Consider the following 18858-nt stretch of genomic DNA (forward strand, 5'->3'; position numbering starts at 1 on the left):
TTGCGGTATCCGCACTAAGATGCACAGATTGCCCCACATAAGGGGGATCATATGCTATCAGTCCATGCCAACGCCGCGACGTATTTTGTCGACCGTCACTGTGACGAAGGGCGCGGCGACGCCTGCGCCTACCGCGAGGTCGAAAACGGCCGAACGCTGAGTTTTGCGGCGTTGGCTGACGGGTCTGGTGCCGTGGCGGGGGCGCTGGGGCTGGCCGGGGTGCGGGCCGAGGAGCGTGCCGCGATGCTGGTGCTGGACCAGATTGAATTCCCACAGATTTTCTGGGGCGCGCTCAAGGCCGGGGTCGTGCCGGTGCCGCTCAACACGCTTTTGGGCGGTGATGTCTACGATGCGATCCTACGCGATTGCCGGGCGCCGATTTTGTTTGTCTCTGCCCCCCTTTGGGCGACAGTTGCCCCAGTGATCAAGGACAATCCCTATCTGCGGCAGGTGGTGGTGATTGGCGATGCCGTGCCCGGCACGACCCGCTATGAAGATTTCATCAAAGACGCCCCGGTTGTCGCCGCGCGACCGGCAAAAAGCGATGAGGTGGCGTTCTGGCTTTACTCATCTGGTTCGACCGGGCAGCCCAAGGGGGTGGCGCATGTGCATTCAGCGCTGCGCGCCACCGCTGATACCTACGGCGCGCAGGTACTGGGCATTGCCCAAAATGATTTGGTGCTGTCCGCGGCGAAACTGTTTTTCGCCTATGGGTTGGGCAATGCGATGACATTTCCACTGTCGGTGGGGGCTTGCACGCTGCTGTTTGCCGGGCGGCCCACGCCGCAGGGGATGATCGACGCGATTGCCACACATCAGCCGACAGTCTTTTGCGGTGTGCCGACGCTCTATGCCGCAATGGTTGCCCAGATGGATAAATCCGGCGCACCCAAGGCGCCGCTGCGGCGCTGCCTGTCGGCGGGCGAGGCACTGCCCGAGGATATTGGTCGCCGTTGGGAGGCGCATATGGGGGTCGGCATCCTTGATGGGGTCGGATCAACCGAGATGCTGCATATCTTTCTTTCAAATCAATCGGGCGATATCGCCTATGGCACCTCCGGCATTGCGGTGCCGGGCTATGCGCTGCGGCTGGTGGATGAACATGGCGAAGACGTGTTGGATGGCGAGGTCGGCGAGCTGCTGGTGAACGGCGCCTCTGCCGCGAGCTGCTATTGGAACCAGCGCGACAAAAGCCGCGAGACGTTTCAGGGCGTCTGGACGCGCACCGGTGATAAATACACGCGCCGCGCCGATGGGCGACTGGTTTACTGCGGGCGCACAGACGACATGTTCAAGGTGTCGGGCATCTGGCTGTCCCCGTTCGAGGTGGAGGGCGCGCTGATCAGCCACCCTGCCGTGTTGGAGGCCGCCGTGGTGGCCGCAAGGGACGAAGACGGACTTGAGAAACCCCGTGCCTATGTCGTTTTGCAGTCGGGCGCAGGAAACGACGCGCTGCGCGCCGAGTTGCAAGAGCACGTGAAGACCAAGGTGGGCAAATGGAAATATCCGCGCTGGATCGAATTTGTCGAAGACCTGCCCAAGACGGCAACCGGCAAGATCCAGCGCTTCAAACTACGACAGGGAGAAAACTAATGGTCGAATGGACACATGCAGCGGGCGCAAGGATCACCGTGGACGGAACCGCGCTGGAATATGGCTGCTGGGGGCCCGCCCCCGATCAGGCACCGACATTGGTGCTGTTGCACGAAGGTTTGGGTTCTGTGGCGCAGTGGCGAGATGTGCCCCAGCGTCTGGCTGAAATGACAGGCTTTGGCGTTCTGGCCTATTCGCGCGCTGGCTACGGCGGTTCTGATCCGGCGACACTGCCGCGCCCGCTGGATTACATGACCCGCGAGGCAGAGGATGTGTTGGGCGCCGTGTTGGACGGATTTGGCGTGCAGCACGCGGTGCTGATGGGCCATTCCGACGGGGCCAGCATCGCCGCGATTTACGGCGGATCGGTGTCGGACATGCGGGTGCGCGCGCTGGTGCTGATCGCGCCACATTTCTTTACCGAAAGCGCCGGTCTGGCGGCGATTGCGCAGGCGGGTGAACAGTTTGCCACCGGCGATCTGCGCGACCGGCTGGCGAAATATCATGCAGATGTCGACAGCGCCTTTAACGGCTGGCATGGGGTCTGGACCGATCCTGGGTTTGCGACCTGGAACGTGGCAGACGCGATTGACCACTGGCGCATTCCGGTGCTTGCGGTGCAAGGGGCGGATGACCCCTATGGCAGCATTGCCCAGATCGACGAAATCGCCGAGCGGATATATTCGCCGTTGGAGACGTGGATCCTGCCTGACTGCGGCCATGCCCCGCATCTGGAAAAGCCGGACGAAACACTGGCCGCAATTGCTGCGTTCTGCGCGCGTCTGCACCGTCTGGAGCAGGCCCATGTTGTCGCCGCCTGACGTCTTAACCGGGGTGATGCCGCCACATGCCCATGTGCCGGGCGTCACCCCGCGCCACCCCGAAGACTTTTTCGACGCCCTTAAGGCAACCGTGCGCGAGGACACGCCGCTTGCGGCGTTGCAGGACACACAGGCTTTCATCACCGGGCGCGCCTATTTCGATGCGGGCTATTACTGGGAATGTCACGAATTGCTCGAGGCCGTATGGCTGCGCACCCCCGAAGGTTCGCCCGAGCGCGATATGGTGCAGGCCGTGATCCAATTGGCCAATGCCCGGTTGAAGCTGTTGATGCAACGCCCGCGCGCCGCGTGGCGGCTGTGCGACATGGTCCTGGCGCATCTGGCGCGCTGCCCGAGGGACCACGCGATTCTGGGGCTGAGGGTCGCCCAGGTGAAGATCTGGGTAAAGCAAACGCAATCCCGTGTGAGGTAGTCGCTTTGTGCAATATTTTGCAAATTATGGGCGAAATATAGCATCTCAGCCCCGTTTACCCGCGCGGCTTGTGAACTATAATACATTCAAAGCCCAGCAGGCAAAGGACGCTTAGATGAACAAAGTTATTGATTTTCAAACCGACCCCTCACGCTACCGCCACTGGCGGGTGGAGTATGATGGCGCAGTTGCCAACCTGTTCATGGATGTGGACGAAAAGGGCGGGCTGTTTGACGGTTATGAGTTGAAGCTGAACAGCTATGATCTGGGCGTCGACATCGAACTCGCCGACATCGTGCAGCGGATGCGGTTCGAGCACCCCGAGGTCAAGGTGGTCGTGATGCAGTCGGCCAAGGACAAGGTATTCTGTGCCGGGGCAAATATTCGCATGCTGGGCGGTGCGGCCCATGCCCACAAGGTGAATTTTTGTAAATTCACCAATGAAACCCGCAACACCTATGAAGCAGCGCTGGCGGACAGCGGGCAGAACTACATCTGTGCCATCAAGGGCGCCTGTGCCGGCGGTGGGTATGAGCTGGCGTTGGCCTGTAACCATCTGATGCTGACCGACGACAGCACGTCATCGGTGGCGCTGCCCGAAGTGCCGCTATTGGCGGTGCTGCCGGGCACCGGCGGTCTGACCCGGGTGACGGACAAACGCAAAGTGCGGCGCGATCTGGCCGATGTGTTCTGTGCCATCGAAGAAGGTGTCAAAGGCAAGCGCGCGCTGGAATGGCGGCTGGTGGATGAGGTGATCCCCAACTCGAAATTCGACGAAACGGTTGTGGCGCGGGCGCGCGAAATGGCGGCGGCGTCGGACAAGGCGGATGTGGCGGCGGGGATTGAACTGACGCCCTTGGCACGCGAAATCACCGACGATAGCGTGCGTTATTCCACCGTTGATGTGGTGCTGCACCGGACGGGGCGGCGTGCGACGATCACCATCACCGGACCGGATGCGGCGGCCCCTGCGGATATGGATGCCTTTACCGCTGAGGGGGCGCAGGCTTGGATGTTGCGCGCGGCGCGGGAGTTGGACGATGCGATTTTGCACCTGCGCAACAATGAAAAAGAGCTGGGCCTGATTGAGTTTCAGACCCAAGGCGACCCCGATACCCTGATTGCACATGAAGCGCTGCTGCTCGACAATGCCGATCATTGGTTGGCGGGCGAGGTGCTTCAATATTGGAAACGCCTGCTGAAACGGATCGACGTGACCTCGCGGTCGCTGGTGGCGATTGTCGAACACGGGTCGTGCTATGCCGGGGTTCTGGCTGAACTGCTCTGGGCCGTGGACCGCAGCTATATGATGCTGGAAGAATTTGACGATGACGACCGCGCACTGGCGGCGATCACGCTGAGCGAAGCCAACTTTGGCCGCTACCCGATGGGCAATGATCTGACACGGCTTGAAACCCGTTTTCTGGGCACACCGGAGCATGTCGAGGCCCTGCGCGCCCAGATCGGCACCCCGCTGGAGGCCAAGGCCGCCGATGAGCTGGGTCTGGTAACCTATGTCTATGACGACATCGATTGGGAAGACGAAGTGCGCCTGTTCATGGAGGAGCGCGCCAGTTTTAGCCCCGATGCGATGACGGGGATGGAAGCGAACCTGCGCTTTGCCGGACCGGAAACCATGGAAACACGGATTTTTGGCCGCTTGACCGCTTGGCAAAACTGGATCTTCCAGCGTCCGAACGCGGTCGGCGAAGAAGGCGCGCTGCAACGCTACGGCAGCGGCGTACGCGGCAAATACAACATGGAACGTGTGTAACCGGGATGGGCTGCGCGCCGATCTTGCAGAGATGAATTGTTAGGGGGGCGCATGGCCCACCGCCACAGGAGGAACACCAAAATGATGGACCTGATCAACGTCAGCTACGACACGCAAATCCCAAATAACGTGGGGCTGAGCGAAGACAAAAAGGTGCTCAAAGCGCTCGAAAAATGGCACCCCGGTTACATCAACTGGTGGAACGACCTGATCCCGCAGAACTTTCAGGAAAGCATGGTTTACCTGCGCACCGCCGTGAGCGTGGACCCCAAAGGTTGGGCCAAGTTCGACTATGTGAAGATGCCCGAATACCGTTGGGGCGTGTTGCTGGCCCCGGCTGTCGAGGACCGCAAGATCCCGATGGGCGAACATCTGGGTGAACCCGCCTGGCAGGAAGTGCCGGGCGAATACCGCAACATGCTGAAACGTCTGATCGTCATTCAGGGCGACACCGAGCCGGGCAGTGTGGAACAGCAGAAGTTTCTGGGCCTGACCGCGCCGTCGCTCTATGACCTGCGCAACCTGTTTCAAGTGAACGTCGAAGAGGGCCGCCACCTCTGGGCGATGGTGTATTTGCTGCAAAAGTACTTTGGCCGCGATGGGCGCGAAGAGGCGAACGATCTGCTGGTGCGCTCGTCGGGCAGCGACGAGGCGCCGCGCATGTTGGGGGCGTTCAACGAGGAAACGCCCGACTGGCTGTCGTTCTTCATGTTCACGTACTTCACTGACCGTGATGGCAAAATGCAGTTGGAATCCCTCGCGCAATCGGGTTTTGACCCGCTCAGCCGCACCTGTCGTTTCATGCTGACCGAAGAGGCGCACCACATGTTTGTGGGTGAAACCGGGGTGGGCCGGGTTATTCAAGCGACGCTGGAGGCGATGGCCAAGGCGGGCATTACCGATCCGACGGATGTGGGTAAAATCCGTGATCTCGGCGTGATTGACCTGCCGACGATCCAGAAAAAGCTGAACCTGCACTATACGCTCAGCCTTGATCTGTTTGGTCAGGAGGTCAGCACCAATGCCGCCAATGCCTTTAACTCGGGCGTCAAGGGGCGCTACATGGAGCAGCGCATCGACGATGATCACAAGCTGACCAACGACACCTATCCGGTGACCTCGCTCAAGGAAGGCAAGATCGTCACCGAGGACGTGCCTGCCCTGACGGCGATCAACATGCGGCTGCGCGATGACTATGTGCGCGATGCGGCGGGCGGTGTAGGCCGCTGGAACAAGCAGATTGCCAAGGCCGGGGTCGAATTTGAACTCAAGCTGCCACACGAAGGGTTCCATCGGCAAATCGGGGTGTTTTCATCCGTTGCGGTGGACCCGGCGGGCAATATGATCAGCAGTGATGAATGGCACAAACGCCGCGATGAATGGCTGCCGACCAAGGCGGATGGCGATTTCATCCAGTCGCTAATGGTGCCGTGTTACGAGCCGGGCAAATACGCCAGCTGGATCGCCGCGCCCAAGGTCGGGATCGACAACAAGCCCGGCGATTTCGAATATGTGCAACTGCACATGGCATGAATGGTAGGGTGGGTTTGAAACCCACCCTACCTGCCCACCGAACCGGAGGCATGATGAACCAGCCCGTCAAACAACACCTGATCGACCCGGAAATCTGTATCCGCTGCTACACTTGCGAGATGACCTGCCCGATCAATGCGATCACCCATGACGATAATAATGTCGTGGTGGATGCGGATATCTGTAACTTCTGCATGGATTGCATTCCGGTTTGCCCGACGGGGTCGATCGACGAATGGCGCGTGGTGCAGGAACCCTATTCGCTGGAACAGCAGTACGAATTCGAAGAACTGCCCGAACAGGCACAGATCGAAGCCGCCCCCGCAACGGGCGATGATATCGCCGCAGACCCGATTGCGGCGCTGTTGGCCGAGGCGCACAAGGGCGCGGGCGGCAAGGCGCGCGCGCCGGTGACAGCCGCAAAACCTGCGTCGAACATGTATAATCTGGGCAAGCCTGCGCGCATGACGGTACAGGGCAATTACCCGCTGACCGATGATCCCGAACATGACGTGCGCCACATCATCCTCGACCCTGGCGCGCTGCGCTTTCCGGTGCTCGAGGGGCAATCGGTCGGAATCATTCCGCCTGGTATGGATGCCGACGGCAAGCCGCATCTGCCGCGGCTTTATTCCGTCTCAAGCCCCCGCGATGGTGAACGCCCCGGCTATCACAATATTTCGCTGACCGTGAAACGTGAGGGCGGCGGGCTGGCGTCAAATTACCTATGTGATCTTGCGCAGGGGGCAACGGTCGACGTGACCGGACCGTTTGGCACGACATTCTTGATGCCCAACCACCCGGACGCGCATATGCTGTTGATCTGCACCGGAACGGGGTCGGCCCCAATGCGGGCCTTTACCATGCAACGCCAGCGCAGTGGGGCGACGGGGGGCATGACCATGTACTTTGGCGCGCGCGCGCCCGAAAGCCTGCCCTATTTCGGACCGCTGAAAAAGGTGCCGACATCGGTGTTGCAACAGAACCTTGTGTTCAGCCGTTTGCCCGACAGCCCGCGTGAATATGTGCAGGATCGGATATTGGCACAGGGCGATGATCTGGCGCCGCTGCTGCGTGATGACCGCACCCATATCTACATCTGCGGGTTGCGCGGGATGGAGGAGGGGGTAGAACGGGCGCTCACCTCCGTTGCCGAAAGCATCGGCGAGCAATGGGCCGCTTTGCGCGACAAGATGCGTGAAGAGGGCCGCTATCACGTGGAAACCTACTGATGACCAAGACCAACTTCGTCCATGAAATCAACGTCACGTGGGGCGACTGTGACCCGGCACGCATCGCTTATACCGCGCGGCTGCCCTATTTTGCGCTGGATGCGATCAACGCTTGGTGGGAAGCGCACTTTGATGGCGATGGCTGGTTTCAACTTGAGATTGACCGCAACATCGGCACGCCGTTTGTGCATCTGTCGCTGGATTTTCGCAGCCCTGTCACCCCGCGCCACAAGCTGCTGTGCGAGACCTATCCGACACGGCTGGGCGATAAATCCATCACCTTTGGCATGAAGGCGCGGCAGAATGATGTGCTGTGTTTCGAAGGCACGTTCACCTGCGTCTTTACTATTGCAGACCAGTTCAAAAGCCAGTCCGCCCCGCCAGAACTACGCAAAGTGATCGAGCCGCTGATCCGGTCTGTGTGATTTTGCGCTTTAGTGCAAATCCTCCGTTTAAAAGCGGCGTGATCTGCGCTATTCATGCATTATCTTACATGAATTGAGCGCCATGACCCCACAAACTCCGCCCGCTGATCCCGGTATGCAATTGATCGCACGGCTTGCTACACGGGTGGGGGACGCGCGCCGAGCGCGCGGGTTGCCGCGTCGGGTGTTGTCGGAAATGTCGGGCGTGTCGCCGCGCTATCTGGCGCAGTTGGAGGCCGGGGAGGGCAATATTTCGGTCCTGCTGTTGCAGCGGGTGGCGGCGGCGCTCGATCTCAAGGTTGAGGACCTGCTGGCCGAAACCGCGCCGATGGACCACGACGCGGGCCGGGTGGCCACGTTGTTCCGTGATGCCCCTTTGGCGGTGCAGCACAAGGTGCGCGGCCTGCTGGCGCCACAGAACCCGCATGCGCTGCGTGCCGGGCGTATTGCGCTGATCGGGCTGCGCGGGGCCGGTAAATCCACCCTGGGGCGCATGGCAGGCGAGGCGCTGAACATTCCGTTTGTCGAGTTGAACCGCGAGATCGAGGCCGAGGCCGACATGCCGCTGGCCGAGGTCATGGCGTTCTACGGCCAGGATGGATATCGCCGGATGGAGGCCGACGCGCTGGAACGGGTCTGTACCCGGCATGACCGCGTCATCCTGGCGGTGGCGGGTGGCATCGTGGCCGACAGCGACACCTACGCGCATCTGTTGGAGCGGTTTCACTCTGTCTGGATACGCACCAGCCCGGCAGAGCACATGCAGCGGGTGCGCGCGCAAGGCGATGTGCGCCCGATGCAGGGCAACCCGGCGGCAATGGCCCAGCTTCGGCAATTGCTGACCGACCGCACGCCGCTGTATAATCAGGCCGAGGCGATGATGAATACATCGAACAAGGCGGTGCGGTCGTCACTGAACGATCTGATGACGATCATCGCCAAGGGCCGTTTTCTGGAGGCGGAGTGATCGCCCCCGATGTTACCGCCGATCTGCAAGACAGGTTCTGGCAGGCGGCCGAACGGATGCTGCTGCATCACACCAACCCTTGGGAGCTGGACGAGGCGCTGTGCGACTGGGGTTATGGCCTTGGACCCTGTGCCGCGCAGGATTTGCTGGGGCTGGACCGGGTGCTGGCGCGCCTCGCGCGGCCGCACAACCCGATCCTGCCGCGCATGGTGGCAGAGGGGCGGATGGGCAAGAGCGGCAGTGTTGGATACTACCGCTATCCCGGTGGGGGCGGGGCGGTGATTGATCCGCTGATCGAAGACCTGATCCGCGAAGAGGCGTGGTTTGCCAAGGTTGCGCGCAGCGAACTGGGGGATACAGAACTGGTAACGGCGATGAATGACGCGGTGGCGCAGGGGCGGGCGGCGTTGATCGCGGCAGGGGCGGACCGGGCGGCAGTTGCGGATGCTATCGTGGACGGGCTGCATTTTCCGCGTGACCGATTGAGCGAGATTTAGTGCGGCATCAAGGGGCGGCTACGTCCTACTTCATCACAAAAAAAGGGCCGCAGCGATGCGGCCCCTTCGATGTTGGTTGATCAGACGATCATTCAGTCCATGCCATCCGGGCCGGGTGGTATTCGAACCCGATGTGATGCTCTGCGCCAACCAGACCAAGCCTGGTGTGGTTATATAGTGACCGCCAGTAAGGCTGGATCGTGACGCCATCGTCTTGCAGCATCTTTTCGCCCTTCGCCATCAGCGCGCGGCGTTTTTCCACGTCGGCGGTGGCCAACGCTTGGGTCAGCAGGGCGTCGAACTCGGCGTTGGAATAGCCAAATTCGTTCCATGCTTCGCCCGAGCGATAGGCCAGTGCCCAGATCTGGACGCCCAAGGGGCGCGCGTTCCAGTTGGTCGAGGAGAAGGGATATTTTGTCCAGTCGTTCCAGAAGGTCGAGCCGGGCAGGATCGTCCGCTTTACCTTGATGCCTGCATCGCGCAACTGTGCCGCGACCGCATCGTTGGTGTCCTTGAGCCAGGCATCGTCGATCGAAATCAGCTCATGCTCGAAATCGCCAAAGCCTGCTTCGTCCATCAGGGCTTTGGCCGCTGCCGGATCAGCCTTGAGCGGTTCAATCTCGGCGTACTCGGGGTGCATTGGGCCGACGTGGTGGTTTTGCGCCACAAGTCCGCGTCCGCCATAGCCAAGCTCGAGCAATACTTCGTTGTCGACAGCCATCGCAATGGCCCGACGCACGCGGGCGTCTTCGTAGGGTTTCTTGCCATCGACTTCGGCCAGCTGGTTGGGGCGGATCACAACGGTTGCTGCGGTGGCAATGTTGTTTTCGTTCCATCCGTCCAGCGTGCTCATGACGTCGACGTATTCGCCCTCCATGGAATAGAAGGCGTCGACCTCTTCGGCCTCGGCGGCAGCGATCCATGCGGAGGGGTCGGTGCCGTAGTCGATGTATTCAAGCCGGTCGATGTAAGGCCCGCCGTAAACTTCGGTGCCCCACCAGGTGTGATCCTCGTTCTTTACCAGAACGCATTTCACACCGACCTCAAAGCTTTCGGGCAGGTAGGCGCCGGTGCCGACGGGATTGTCGAACATGGTGTCGGCGTTAAATCCTTCTGGCACAATTGCGGCGGGATAGTCGGCCATGCCGGGGATCAGCGTGATGTCAGAGACCGGAAGCGTTAGCTTGACGGTATGATCGTCGACGACCTGAATGGCGCCCTCGATGGCCTTGCCCGTGCCTTCGTCGATCAACGACGCGAAACGGCCAGCCATGGAGTTGCCCTCGACCGACTTGTCGCACCAGCCTTCGATGTTGCGGGCAACATCATTGGCGGTGAAGTCAGACCCGTCATTCCACGTGACGCCCTTGCGGACATTCAGCGTGTATTCGGTGGCGTCGTCGTTGATTTCCCAGCTTTCCAGCAGGGCGGGGGTGAATGTGCCGTCATTTTCCCAGATGGCCAGATATTCCAGCCACCCGCGCGATACGTTGCCCATCTCGGACCAGTCATAGGTGCGTGGGTCCTTGAGCGGTTTCAACAGCATCTGCATGCGGACGGTGCCGCCTTGCTTCATATTGGCGTGGGCGTCGGCGCGGGCTGGGGTCGCCATGCCAAGCATCGCGTAGGCGGTGGCGGATGTCGCGCCAAAGGCTGAAGCGATCGCCAGGAATTCGCGGCGGTTGACGGGGCTCTTTTTCGCGCTTTCGGCAGAATCCAGAACGGACTGTGGCAGCGGTTTACCGGTGCGTGTCAGAAATTTCATGATCTTCCTCTCTGTTGTCATGGACGGCCCGGGGGGCTGCCATGCGAAACGCCGCCAGATGTGCGCGGCTTCAGGTGTTGCAGTTGTCCTGCTTTTGGCACTCCCGAACGGGTGCACTGCGATAGTCAAACACTCCGGTGCGTTGCGTCAAGCCCATCACCGTAAGTTGTCCAAGGAACTAGGTCGCCAGCGGGGACCGGCAAGCGGTTGTTTTGAAAGGTATCGGGGGGACTTGTCGGTTTTGTGACAGGTGCCGCTTTCGGGCCTTGCAGGCAGGGTTTTCCCGGCAGCGCCATCTTTGGGCCCGTAGATGTCGCTGACAAACTATCGGGCGTAGATCGCGCCGCGTCTTTTTGCGCGGATCGGGCGGCATGAGGGGACGTGCGGAAACGGTTTTGGCTAACTGCCGCTGGCCGAGGCTGCATTGAAGAGACGGTTGGGCATTCGTGCCACCTCGCACGCTATCGGCAGTATTTTGGCCTGTTGCACGAATCCCCCCTGGCGTTCCCTTGGCGGCGGTTTACGCCTGTGGCTGCGCGGCTTGCAGCAGGGTCATCAGGCGGGGCAGGTCGCCGATGTCATTGGCGAGTATCAACACCAAGCGCGCGTTGAGTGCATGGCTTTGCGCATCGGTCAGGCCGCTGTGGGCGTCCATCAGGGCATTGTAAAACGCATCGCCATCGGGGCCCAGATTGTCGTCGAGGATCATGGCCGGGGTCCTTTTGCGCGCGTCAGGGCCGCCGTGATGGCGGCAGTGTCGGCCGGGTGTTCAAACGCGGCGCAGACATGGCCGTCGGGGCGCAGCAGGTACAGGTAATCGGTGCCGTAGCGCGCGCGGGCGTGGCCTGTCGTGTCGTTGAAACAGGGATAGTCGGCGTGGCTGTGACCAATGCCAATACGCGCGACGTCCTTGACTGCTGGCAGGGGGGCATCGCCCAGCCCCAGCAGGGTAAATTGCCCCTGCGCCTCGTGGATCAGCCAGGTGTCGCCCATCGGGCCGGTGAGAGGGGCATCAAGCAAGGCGCTGCCGGGGGGCAATGGTGCGTTACCAGGGGTTTGCAGCGCCTCGCCGTTCAGAGCGCAGGGCTGCGACAGGCGGCCCGAATTGATCAGTTTGCGCGCGAAGGGGTGTTTGGTCGCAAGGTGCAGCACCTCGTCCCGGAACAGTGCCTCCATGGGGGATTTTGGGGTCATGAAATTGGTGGCGCGGGAGGAATTGAGGATGTTTTCAGCCGAAGCGCGGCTGCGTTCTGCGGTGTAGGTTTCGATCAGGCCGGGTGCGGCATTGCCGTGCAGCAGCGCGGCAAGTTTCCAGCCCAGATTGTCGACATCCTGAATGCCGCCATTGCCGCCGCGCGCGCCAAAGGGGCTGACCACATGGGCGCTGTCGCCGACAAAGATTACGCGGTTGTGGATGAAACGATCAAGTTTGGCGCAGCGGAATTTATACACGCTCATCCAGTCGAGGCGAAATTCAGCATCGCCCAGCATGGCGCGCAGGCGCGGGATGACTTTTTCCTCGGTTGCCTCAAGCTTTGGGTCGGTGTCGGGGCCGAGCTGCAGGTCGATCCGGTAGATGTTGTCGGGCTGCTTGTGCAGCAGCGCAGATTGGCCGGCGTGGAAGGGCGGCGCGAACCAGAACCAGCGTTCGGGCGTGTCATGGTTACCAAAGGGCGAGGTTTGCATTTCCACATCGACGATCAGGAAATGTTCGTCGAATGTCTGGCCTTCGAACGGCAATTCCATCCGGGTGCGGGTGGCAGAGGCGGCACCGTCACAGGCGAGATACCATTCGGATTCGAGTGTGTAGGTGCCGTCTGGGGTGTCGATGGTGAGGGTCACGTGATCGCCGTGGTCTGTGTGATCCGTGACCTTGTTGAGAAAACGCAGATCGATGAGATCGGGAAAGTCGTGGGCGCGTTCAACGAGGTATTGTTCGACGTAGTATTGTTGCAGGTTCACGAAGGCGGGGTATTTGTGGCCGGGTTCGGGCAGCAGATCAAAGCTATAGACTTCGTTGGCGCCAAAGAATTGCCGCCCAACTTGCCATGTGACGCCTTTGGCGAGCATCCGGTCCCCGACCCCGAGACGGTCAAAGATTTCGAGTGTGCGTTTGGACCAGCAGATCGCGCGCGATCCGACGGACACCACGTTGTTGTCGTCCAGCACCACAGATTTGATGCCGCGCAGGGCCAGGTCCACCGCCATGGCCAACCCGATGGGCCCCGCGCCCACGATCACCACCGGATGACGCGGTTCGGGCGCTGTCAGGCCGGGTGGCGGGGTGTAGGGGAACGGGGCGTAATCATAGGCCATGGGTGACGTCCCTTGCTGGTGTCAGTCGCTTTGCAGCGCGTCCCACATTGCGATGTCGCGCTCTGCGGTCCAGATGCGCGGGGTGTCGATGTCGCGGGCTTCGTCATAGGCGCGGGCGACGTTGAAGGGCAGGCAGTGTTCGTAGATCGCGTAATCACCGAATTTGGGGTCACATTCGGCGCGCACGGCATCCCATGCTTCCTTGAGCGTACCGCCGCGCAGGGCAACGCGGGCCGCCGGGCTGTAGGTCGAGCGCACGAAATCCTTGGTGTTGTCGATGGCGGCGTTGACCATATCGCGTCCCACCAGCGCATCACCGCGCCCCGGCGCGATGGCATCGAGATTGAAGTTTCGGATACGGTCCAGCGTGCCGGGCCAATCGTGAAAATGGCCATCCCCGCAATAGCAGGCGGAGTGGTATTCAACGATGTCACCGGTGAACATAACGTTCTGATCGGGCACATAGACCACCGCATCGCCCGCCGTATGGGCGCGGCCAAGGTGCATGATGTCGACGCGGCGGTTGCCCAGATACACTGTCATGCGGTCATTGAAGGTGGTGGTGGGGTAGGTCAGGCCGGGGATGGATTCGTGGCCTTCAAACAGACGGGGGAAGCGTTGAAATTCGCTGTCCCAATCCTCTTGGCCGCGCTCAACAACCATGGCGCGGGCCTTTTCGGACATGATGATTTGGGTCGCACCAAAGGCCGATGCGCCCAGCACGCGCACGGCGTGATAGTGGGTAAGCACCACGTGGCTAATCGGTTTGTCGGTGACCGACCGTACACATTCGATGACCTTGTTGGCCAGTCGTGGGGTGGCTTGGGCTTCGATGATCATCACGCTGTCATCGCCGATGATCACGCCAGAGTTTGGATCTCCTTCGGCGGTGAAGGCGTAGAGGCCATCGCCCACTTCGGTGAAGGAGATTTTCTTTTCGGTCATGTCATCTTGGGAGGCGAATTTCTTGGCCATGGGGGATCCTTTGTCAACGTCGCGCTAGGTGCGGGGGCGGTGGGGCATATTTGGGGAACATTGAAATCAGGGGAATTTGACCGCCGGTTGGATGGTGCCGCTACAGGCGCCAAAGCCGATGCGGTAGCCATCGCCCTGGGCGTGGCCGGTGAGGATCATGGTGTCGCCGTCCTCGATAAAGCTGCGGGTGGAGCCGTCGGCGAGGGTGATCGGTTCCTTGCCGCCCCAGCTGAGCTCCAAGAGGCTGCCGCGTTGCGATTTTTCGGGGCCGGAGATGGTGCCGGAGCCCAGAGATCCCCTGCGTTCATGGCGCAGCCGGAGGAGGCGTGGTGGGTGAGTTGCTGCGCGGCGGAGTAGTACATTTCGCTGTAGTTGGTGCGCGCGATGACCTCTTGGTCACCGCCTTGGGGCTGGATGATTACCGACAGGTTGATGTCGTACAATCCCGGCTTTTCCTCCTTGAGGTAAGGCAACAATTCATGTTCGCGCGTGGGGGTCGACGTACGGAACGGTTCAAGTGCGGCGCGCGTCACGATCCACGGGCTGATCGAGGTGGCAAAGGCTTTGGCCTGAAAGGGGCCAAGCGGCTGATATTCCCATGCCTGAATGTCGCGTGCCGACCAGTCGTTCAGCAGCACGTAGCCAAAGATCATCTCGTCCGCCTGCGCCACGCTGACAGGTTGGCCCATATCGGTGGAGGTGCCAACAATCGCGCCCATTTCCAATTCGATATCGAGCCGTTTGCAGGGGCCGAAATGCGGCATATCGGCGTCCGGCGCCTTGAGCTGTCCATTGGGGCGGGTGATGTCGGTGCCAGAGACAACCACGGTGGAGGCGCGGCCGTTGTAGCCGATGGGTATGTGCAGCCAGTTCGGTGGCAGGGCGTTTTCGGCCCCGCGGAACATGGTGCCGACGTTGGTGGCGTGGTGCCGCCCGGCGTAGAAATCGGTATATTCCGACACAACCATCGGTATGTGCAGGCGCACGTCAGCCATCGGTATCAGATGCGGTGCGACCTTTGCCTGATCGGGGCTGGTCGCGCTGAGCAGTTCGAACAGCCGCGCGCGCAGAGTGGCCCAGGCGTCAGGCCCGAGATCCATCACGTCGTTCCAGTAAGGCACGTCAAAGACCGGTTCAAAATGCAGCAGGATCAGGTCTTCTTCTTCCATCGCGACCATATCGAGGATCATGTCACCGATGGCGACGCCGCAGCGTGGTTCAAGGCTGTTGGTGGAAAACACGCCGTAGGGCAGATTGTTGAGCGGGAAATCGGTGGCGGCTGAATTGGCGCTTTCCACCCAGGAGGTCATCAGGGTCATGTATGTTCTTTCTGTATCGGGACGGTGGGCTTTGCGCCCATCTTAGGCAAGGTGCAGGGATGCTGCACCTTCGCAATGATGCGGGGGTCACTTTTTGCCGGGGGTACCGTCGAATTTCTTTTCAAGGCTTTCCCAACAGTCGATGTAATCGTCCTGTAACGGGGCCTCTTTTGCGGCGAATTCCGTGAGGTGCTGCGGGAAGCGGGTTTCGAACATGAAGGACATGGTATTGTCGAGCTTGTGCGGTTGCAGATCGGCGTTCGAGGCCCCTTCAAAGGCGTTCCGGTCGGGCCCGTGCGGCAGCATCATATTGTGCAGCGACATGCCACCGGGGATGAAGCCCTTGGGCTTGGCATCGTATTGACCGTAAATATTGCCCATCAGCTCTGACATGATGTTCTTGTGATACCACGGCGGGCGGAAGGTGTCTTCGGCGACCATCCAGCGTTCGCGGAAGAGCACAAAGTCGATATTCGCGGTGCCCTCAACCCCCGACGGGGCGGTAAGCACGGTAAAGATCGACGGATCGGGGTGATCAAACAGGATCGACCCGACGGGGCAATAGGTGGTCAGGTCATATTTCACCGGGCAGTAGTTGCCGTGCCATGCGACCACATCCAGCGGTGAGTGGCCGATGTGGGTTTCGTGGAATTGGCCGCACCATTTGATCGTGACGGTCGAAGGCACCTCGCGGTCCTCAAACGCGGCCACGGGGGTTTTGAAATCGCGGCGGTTGGCCATGCAGTTGGCCCCGATCGGGCCGCGACCGGGCAGGTGGAATTTCTGGCCGTAGTTTTCACAGACAAAGCCGCGCGCGGGGCCTTCGACAACTTCGACACGATAGACCAACCCGCGCGGGATGATCGCGATTTCCTGTGGGGCTAGATCAATCACACCCAATTCCGTGCAAAAGCGCAGTCGGCCTTCCTGGGGGACGATCAACAATTCGGAATCGGCGGAGTAGAAGTAACTGTCTACCATGCTGTCGGTGACCAGATAGATGTGGCTGGCCATGCCGACCTGGGTGTTCACATCACCCGCCGTGGTCATGGTGCGCATGCCGGTGAGCCAAGTGAGGTTTTCGCCGGAATGCGGGACCGGGTCCCAGCGGTATTGTCCCAAGCTGGTGACGTCTTCTGGGATGTGGGGCGCGGATTTCCAGTAGGGCAGATCAATCTTTTCATAGCGGTGCGAATGTTTCACCGACGGGCGGATGCGGTAACACCAAGTACGTTCATTCGCATGGCTTGGGGCGGTAAATGCCGTGCCAGAGAGCTGTTCACCATAAAGCCCGTAATTGCATTTTTGCGGGCTGTTCATGCCCTGCGGCAGCGCACCGGGCAGGGCTTCGGTTTCGAAATCATTGCCGAAACCGGGCATATAGCCGGGGTGTGTGCCCATGGATGTGGCGGCTGTTGTCATCGCGGTCGGTTTGGTCTGACGGTTCATGGTGGCCCCCTTGCAGAATCTGTTGCATCTGTAATAGTTGTTTTTGTAACTAACAACCGGTCTGACCTGATGAATGACGATTTCGATCTAGAGAGTTTTCTGCCGTACTTGCTGAACCAGGCGGCGGAGGCGTCTTCGTTAGAGTTTCAGCGGATTTATAAAGACCGCTATGGGATGCTGCGCACGGAATGGCGGGTGCTGTTTCATCTGGGACTATATGGCCAGCTGACGGCGAGCGATATCGCGACGCGGGCCAAAATGCACAAGACCAAGATCAGCCGGGCGGTGTATCGGTTGAACGAGCGGCGGTTTGTGACCCGTGCGCGTGACGATGGGGATCGAAGGGTGGAGCATCTGACGCTGACGGCGCGGGGCCGCGCGGCCTATGACGACCTGCGTGCCGTCGCACGCCGCTATGACGCAGCGCTGACAGACGCGCTTGACCCCGCCGAAGAGGCCGCGCTGCGACGCGCTTTGCAAAAACTAAAGTCGATGGGGCCTGTGCCGTTTGCTTAGGCTGTGAATCCCGCCACCGATGCCCCGATATAAGACCAAATCAAAGGCCTTTCGATAACCCTTATTGCCGACCTATCGGCGGTGCCAGCGGCGTTGGCCATCTCACCGCCGCGCTGGTTTTGCTGCTCTGGGCACGGCCATTTGATGGGCCTTTAGAAATCTGCCGTTACGCCGGGCAGGTTCAATGCCTTGATCAGATCGCGCAACTCCTGACGTGCGGCGATATTCGAGATATTTAGCTGTTTGACGCCAATATCCTTGAGATCGAGTAAGGTCAGCCCGCGCGGGAATAGCTCGCGGAAGATGACGCGTTCGTTGAACCCCGGCGCAATTCGGAAACCGATGCGTTTGCTGAGGTTCTCAATCGCGCGCTCCATCTTTTCCTTGTTGACCATGCGCTGCGCACCCATACGGTTGCGCACGACAACCCAGTCGATTGCAGACAGCCCGGCCTGCGCACGCAACTGGCGCGCGTTCCAGACCATCTCGGAATAGACTGACGGACCGGTGATCTTGTCACCGCTGGAATCGGTATGGGCAAGCAGGTCAAAGTCGATGAAACTGTCGTTCAGCGGTGTGATCAGCGTGTCTGCCAACGAGTGGGCAACCTGGCTCAGCCGGGTATGCGAGCCGGGACAGTCGATCAGGATGAAGTCGTTGTGAGCCTCAAGCGAGGCCACGGCAGCACTAAGTCGGTGATCATAGATGTTTTCGCCAGGCCGCAGGCTGCCCGCTTCGACGTCTGGCAATTCGCACAGGCTTGGGCTGGCCAGCGACAGGCCCGCATCTTTTAGAAAGCCCTGCCGGTTCTCGACATAGCGCCCGAAAGTGCGCTGGCGCAGATCAAGGTCGAGCCCGCTGACCCTGTGGCCCAGACGCGCCAGTGCCGTCGCCACATGCATCGAGACAGTTGATTTACCCGCCCCGCCCTTTTCGTTTCCGACGACGATAATATGCGCCATACTGCTGTCCCTTCGTCCCTGCTGTTCATGCAGGATATTGTTGATAACCACTATATGTGGGGTTGGCAGCTTTGGGAAGTGGTACCGGCCTTGCCGCTGCAATGCAGGTGTCAAATGTAACCAAATAGTGTCCTGCGCAGCGCCGATATGGGGAACTTTGCGCGCGGTCAATCCGTTAGTCCGTCACCGTGGCACACAAGCTACACGACTTAGATATCGGAGCATTTGGCCGTTCATGGCGACACCCCTGACCCCACTCTCATCCTCGCACACCTCCGGCG

16 protein-coding genes and 1 pseudogene are annotated in these 18858 nt (G+C 60.5%); 10 read left to right on the plus strand and 7 right to left on the minus strand.

The genetic code is table 11. The features are described from left to right. The first annotated feature begins 51 nt into the window (after window positions 1-51). The 9 genes from AC1965_RS02860 (at window position 52) to AC1965_RS02900 (ending at window position 9275) form a co-directional block, all read left to right on the plus strand. Window positions 52-1593 carry a benzoate-CoA ligase family protein gene (locus AC1965_RS02860; protein WP_483885796.1) on the plus strand — a complete coding sequence of 514 codons (1542 nt, stop codon included), beginning with the start codon at window positions 52-54 and terminating at the stop codon, window positions 1591-1593. Further along, the gene (locus AC1965_RS02865; protein WP_483885797.1) at window positions 1593-2414 is read left to right on the plus strand and encodes an alpha/beta fold hydrolase; all 822 of its coding nucleotides are present in this window, start codon (window positions 1593-1595) and stop codon (window positions 2412-2414) included. The genes AC1965_RS02860 and AC1965_RS02865 overlap by 1 nt, the downstream gene beginning before the upstream one ends. After that, window positions 2398-2847 carry a DUF309 domain-containing protein gene (locus AC1965_RS02870; protein WP_483885798.1) on the plus strand — a complete coding sequence of 150 codons (450 nt, stop codon included), beginning with the start codon at window positions 2398-2400 and terminating at the stop codon, window positions 2845-2847. The genes AC1965_RS02865 and AC1965_RS02870 overlap by 17 nt, the downstream gene beginning before the upstream one ends. Before the next feature lie 115 nt (window positions 2848-2962). Further along, window positions 2963-4621, plus strand: coding sequence for a 2,3-epoxybenzoyl-CoA dihydrolase (gene boxC / locus AC1965_RS02875; protein ID WP_483885799.1), 1659 nt, complete (start codon window positions 2963-2965; stop codon window positions 4619-4621). 81 nt (window positions 4622-4702) lie between these two features. Beyond that, on the plus strand, window positions 4703-6154 hold the full coding sequence (gene boxB / locus AC1965_RS02880) for a benzoyl-CoA 2,3-epoxidase subunit BoxB (RefSeq protein ID WP_483885800.1): 1452 nt from the start codon (window positions 4703-4705) through the stop codon (window positions 6152-6154). Between the two features lie 50 nt (window positions 6155-6204). Beyond that, the gene (boxA, locus tag AC1965_RS02885; RefSeq protein WP_483885801.1) at window positions 6205-7386 is read left to right on the plus strand and encodes a benzoyl-CoA 2,3-epoxidase subunit BoxA; all 1182 of its coding nucleotides are present in this window, start codon (window positions 6205-6207) and stop codon (window positions 7384-7386) included. Next, window positions 7386-7811 carry an acyl-CoA thioesterase gene (locus AC1965_RS02890; protein ID WP_483885802.1) on the plus strand — a complete coding sequence of 142 codons (426 nt, stop codon included), beginning with the start codon at window positions 7386-7388 and terminating at the stop codon, window positions 7809-7811. Before boxA ends, AC1965_RS02890 begins: the two co-directional genes overlap by 1 nt. 82 nt (window positions 7812-7893) lie before the next feature. Then, window positions 7894-8778, plus strand: coding sequence for a helix-turn-helix transcriptional regulator (locus AC1965_RS02895; protein WP_483885803.1), 885 nt, complete (start codon window positions 7894-7896; stop codon window positions 8776-8778). Next, window positions 8775-9275, plus strand: coding sequence for a 3-hydroxyacyl-CoA dehydrogenase family protein (locus AC1965_RS02900; RefSeq protein WP_483885804.1), 501 nt, complete (start codon window positions 8775-8777; stop codon window positions 9273-9275). Before AC1965_RS02895 ends, AC1965_RS02900 begins: the two co-directional genes overlap by 4 nt. A gap of 88 nt (window positions 9276-9363) precedes the next feature. On the opposite strand, the gene AC1965_RS02905 is transcribed toward AC1965_RS02900, so the two are convergent. From AC1965_RS02905 to hmgA, 6 genes and pseudogenes are all read right to left on the minus strand, one after another. Further along, window positions 9364-11040: an ABC transporter substrate-binding protein gene (locus tag AC1965_RS02905; protein ID WP_483885805.1), complete on the minus strand. Its 1677-nt coding sequence runs from the start codon at window positions 11038-11040 to the stop codon at window positions 9364-9366. Between the two features lie 520 nt (window positions 11041-11560). Next, window positions 11561-11749 carry a DUF2783 domain-containing protein gene (locus AC1965_RS02910; protein ID WP_483885806.1) on the minus strand — a complete coding sequence of 63 codons (189 nt, stop codon included), beginning with the start codon at window positions 11747-11749 and terminating at the stop codon, window positions 11561-11563. Further along, window positions 11746-13356 carry an FAD-dependent oxidoreductase gene (locus AC1965_RS02915; RefSeq protein ID WP_483885807.1) on the minus strand — a complete coding sequence of 537 codons (1611 nt, stop codon included), beginning with the start codon at window positions 13354-13356 and terminating at the stop codon, window positions 11746-11748. Before AC1965_RS02915 ends, AC1965_RS02910 begins: the two co-directional genes overlap by 4 nt. A gap of 21 nt (window positions 13357-13377) precedes the next feature. Then, a complete protein-coding gene (locus AC1965_RS02920; protein WP_483885808.1) occupies window positions 13378-14331 on the minus strand; it encodes an MBL fold metallo-hydrolase in 954 nt (317 codons plus the stop codon). A gap of 66 nt (window positions 14332-14397) precedes the next feature. Beyond that, window positions 14398-15650: pseudogene (fahA, locus tag AC1965_RS02925) on the minus strand (fumarylacetoacetase). Between the two features lie 87 nt (window positions 15651-15737). Then, on the minus strand, window positions 15738-17099 hold the full coding sequence (hmgA, locus tag AC1965_RS02930) for a homogentisate 1,2-dioxygenase (protein WP_483885809.1): 1362 nt from the start codon (window positions 17097-17099) through the stop codon (window positions 15738-15740). A 69-nt stretch (window positions 17100-17168) separates the two neighbouring features. Between hmgA and AC1965_RS02935 the strand changes: the two genes are divergently transcribed. Next, on the plus strand, window positions 17169-17615 hold the full coding sequence (locus tag AC1965_RS02935) for a MarR family winged helix-turn-helix transcriptional regulator (protein WP_483885810.1): 447 nt from the start codon (window positions 17169-17171) through the stop codon (window positions 17613-17615). Between the two features lie 152 nt (window positions 17616-17767). Here the strand turns inward: AC1965_RS02935 and AC1965_RS02940 are convergent, their stop codons facing one another. Next, the gene (locus tag AC1965_RS02940; protein WP_483885811.1) at window positions 17768-18577 is read right to left on the minus strand and encodes a division plane positioning ATPase MipZ; all 810 of its coding nucleotides are present in this window, start codon (window positions 18575-18577) and stop codon (window positions 17768-17770) included. Between the last annotated feature and the right edge of the window lie 281 nt (window positions 18578-18858).

It is taken from the genome of Sulfitobacter sp. KMM 9851 (genome assembly GCF_057178245.1).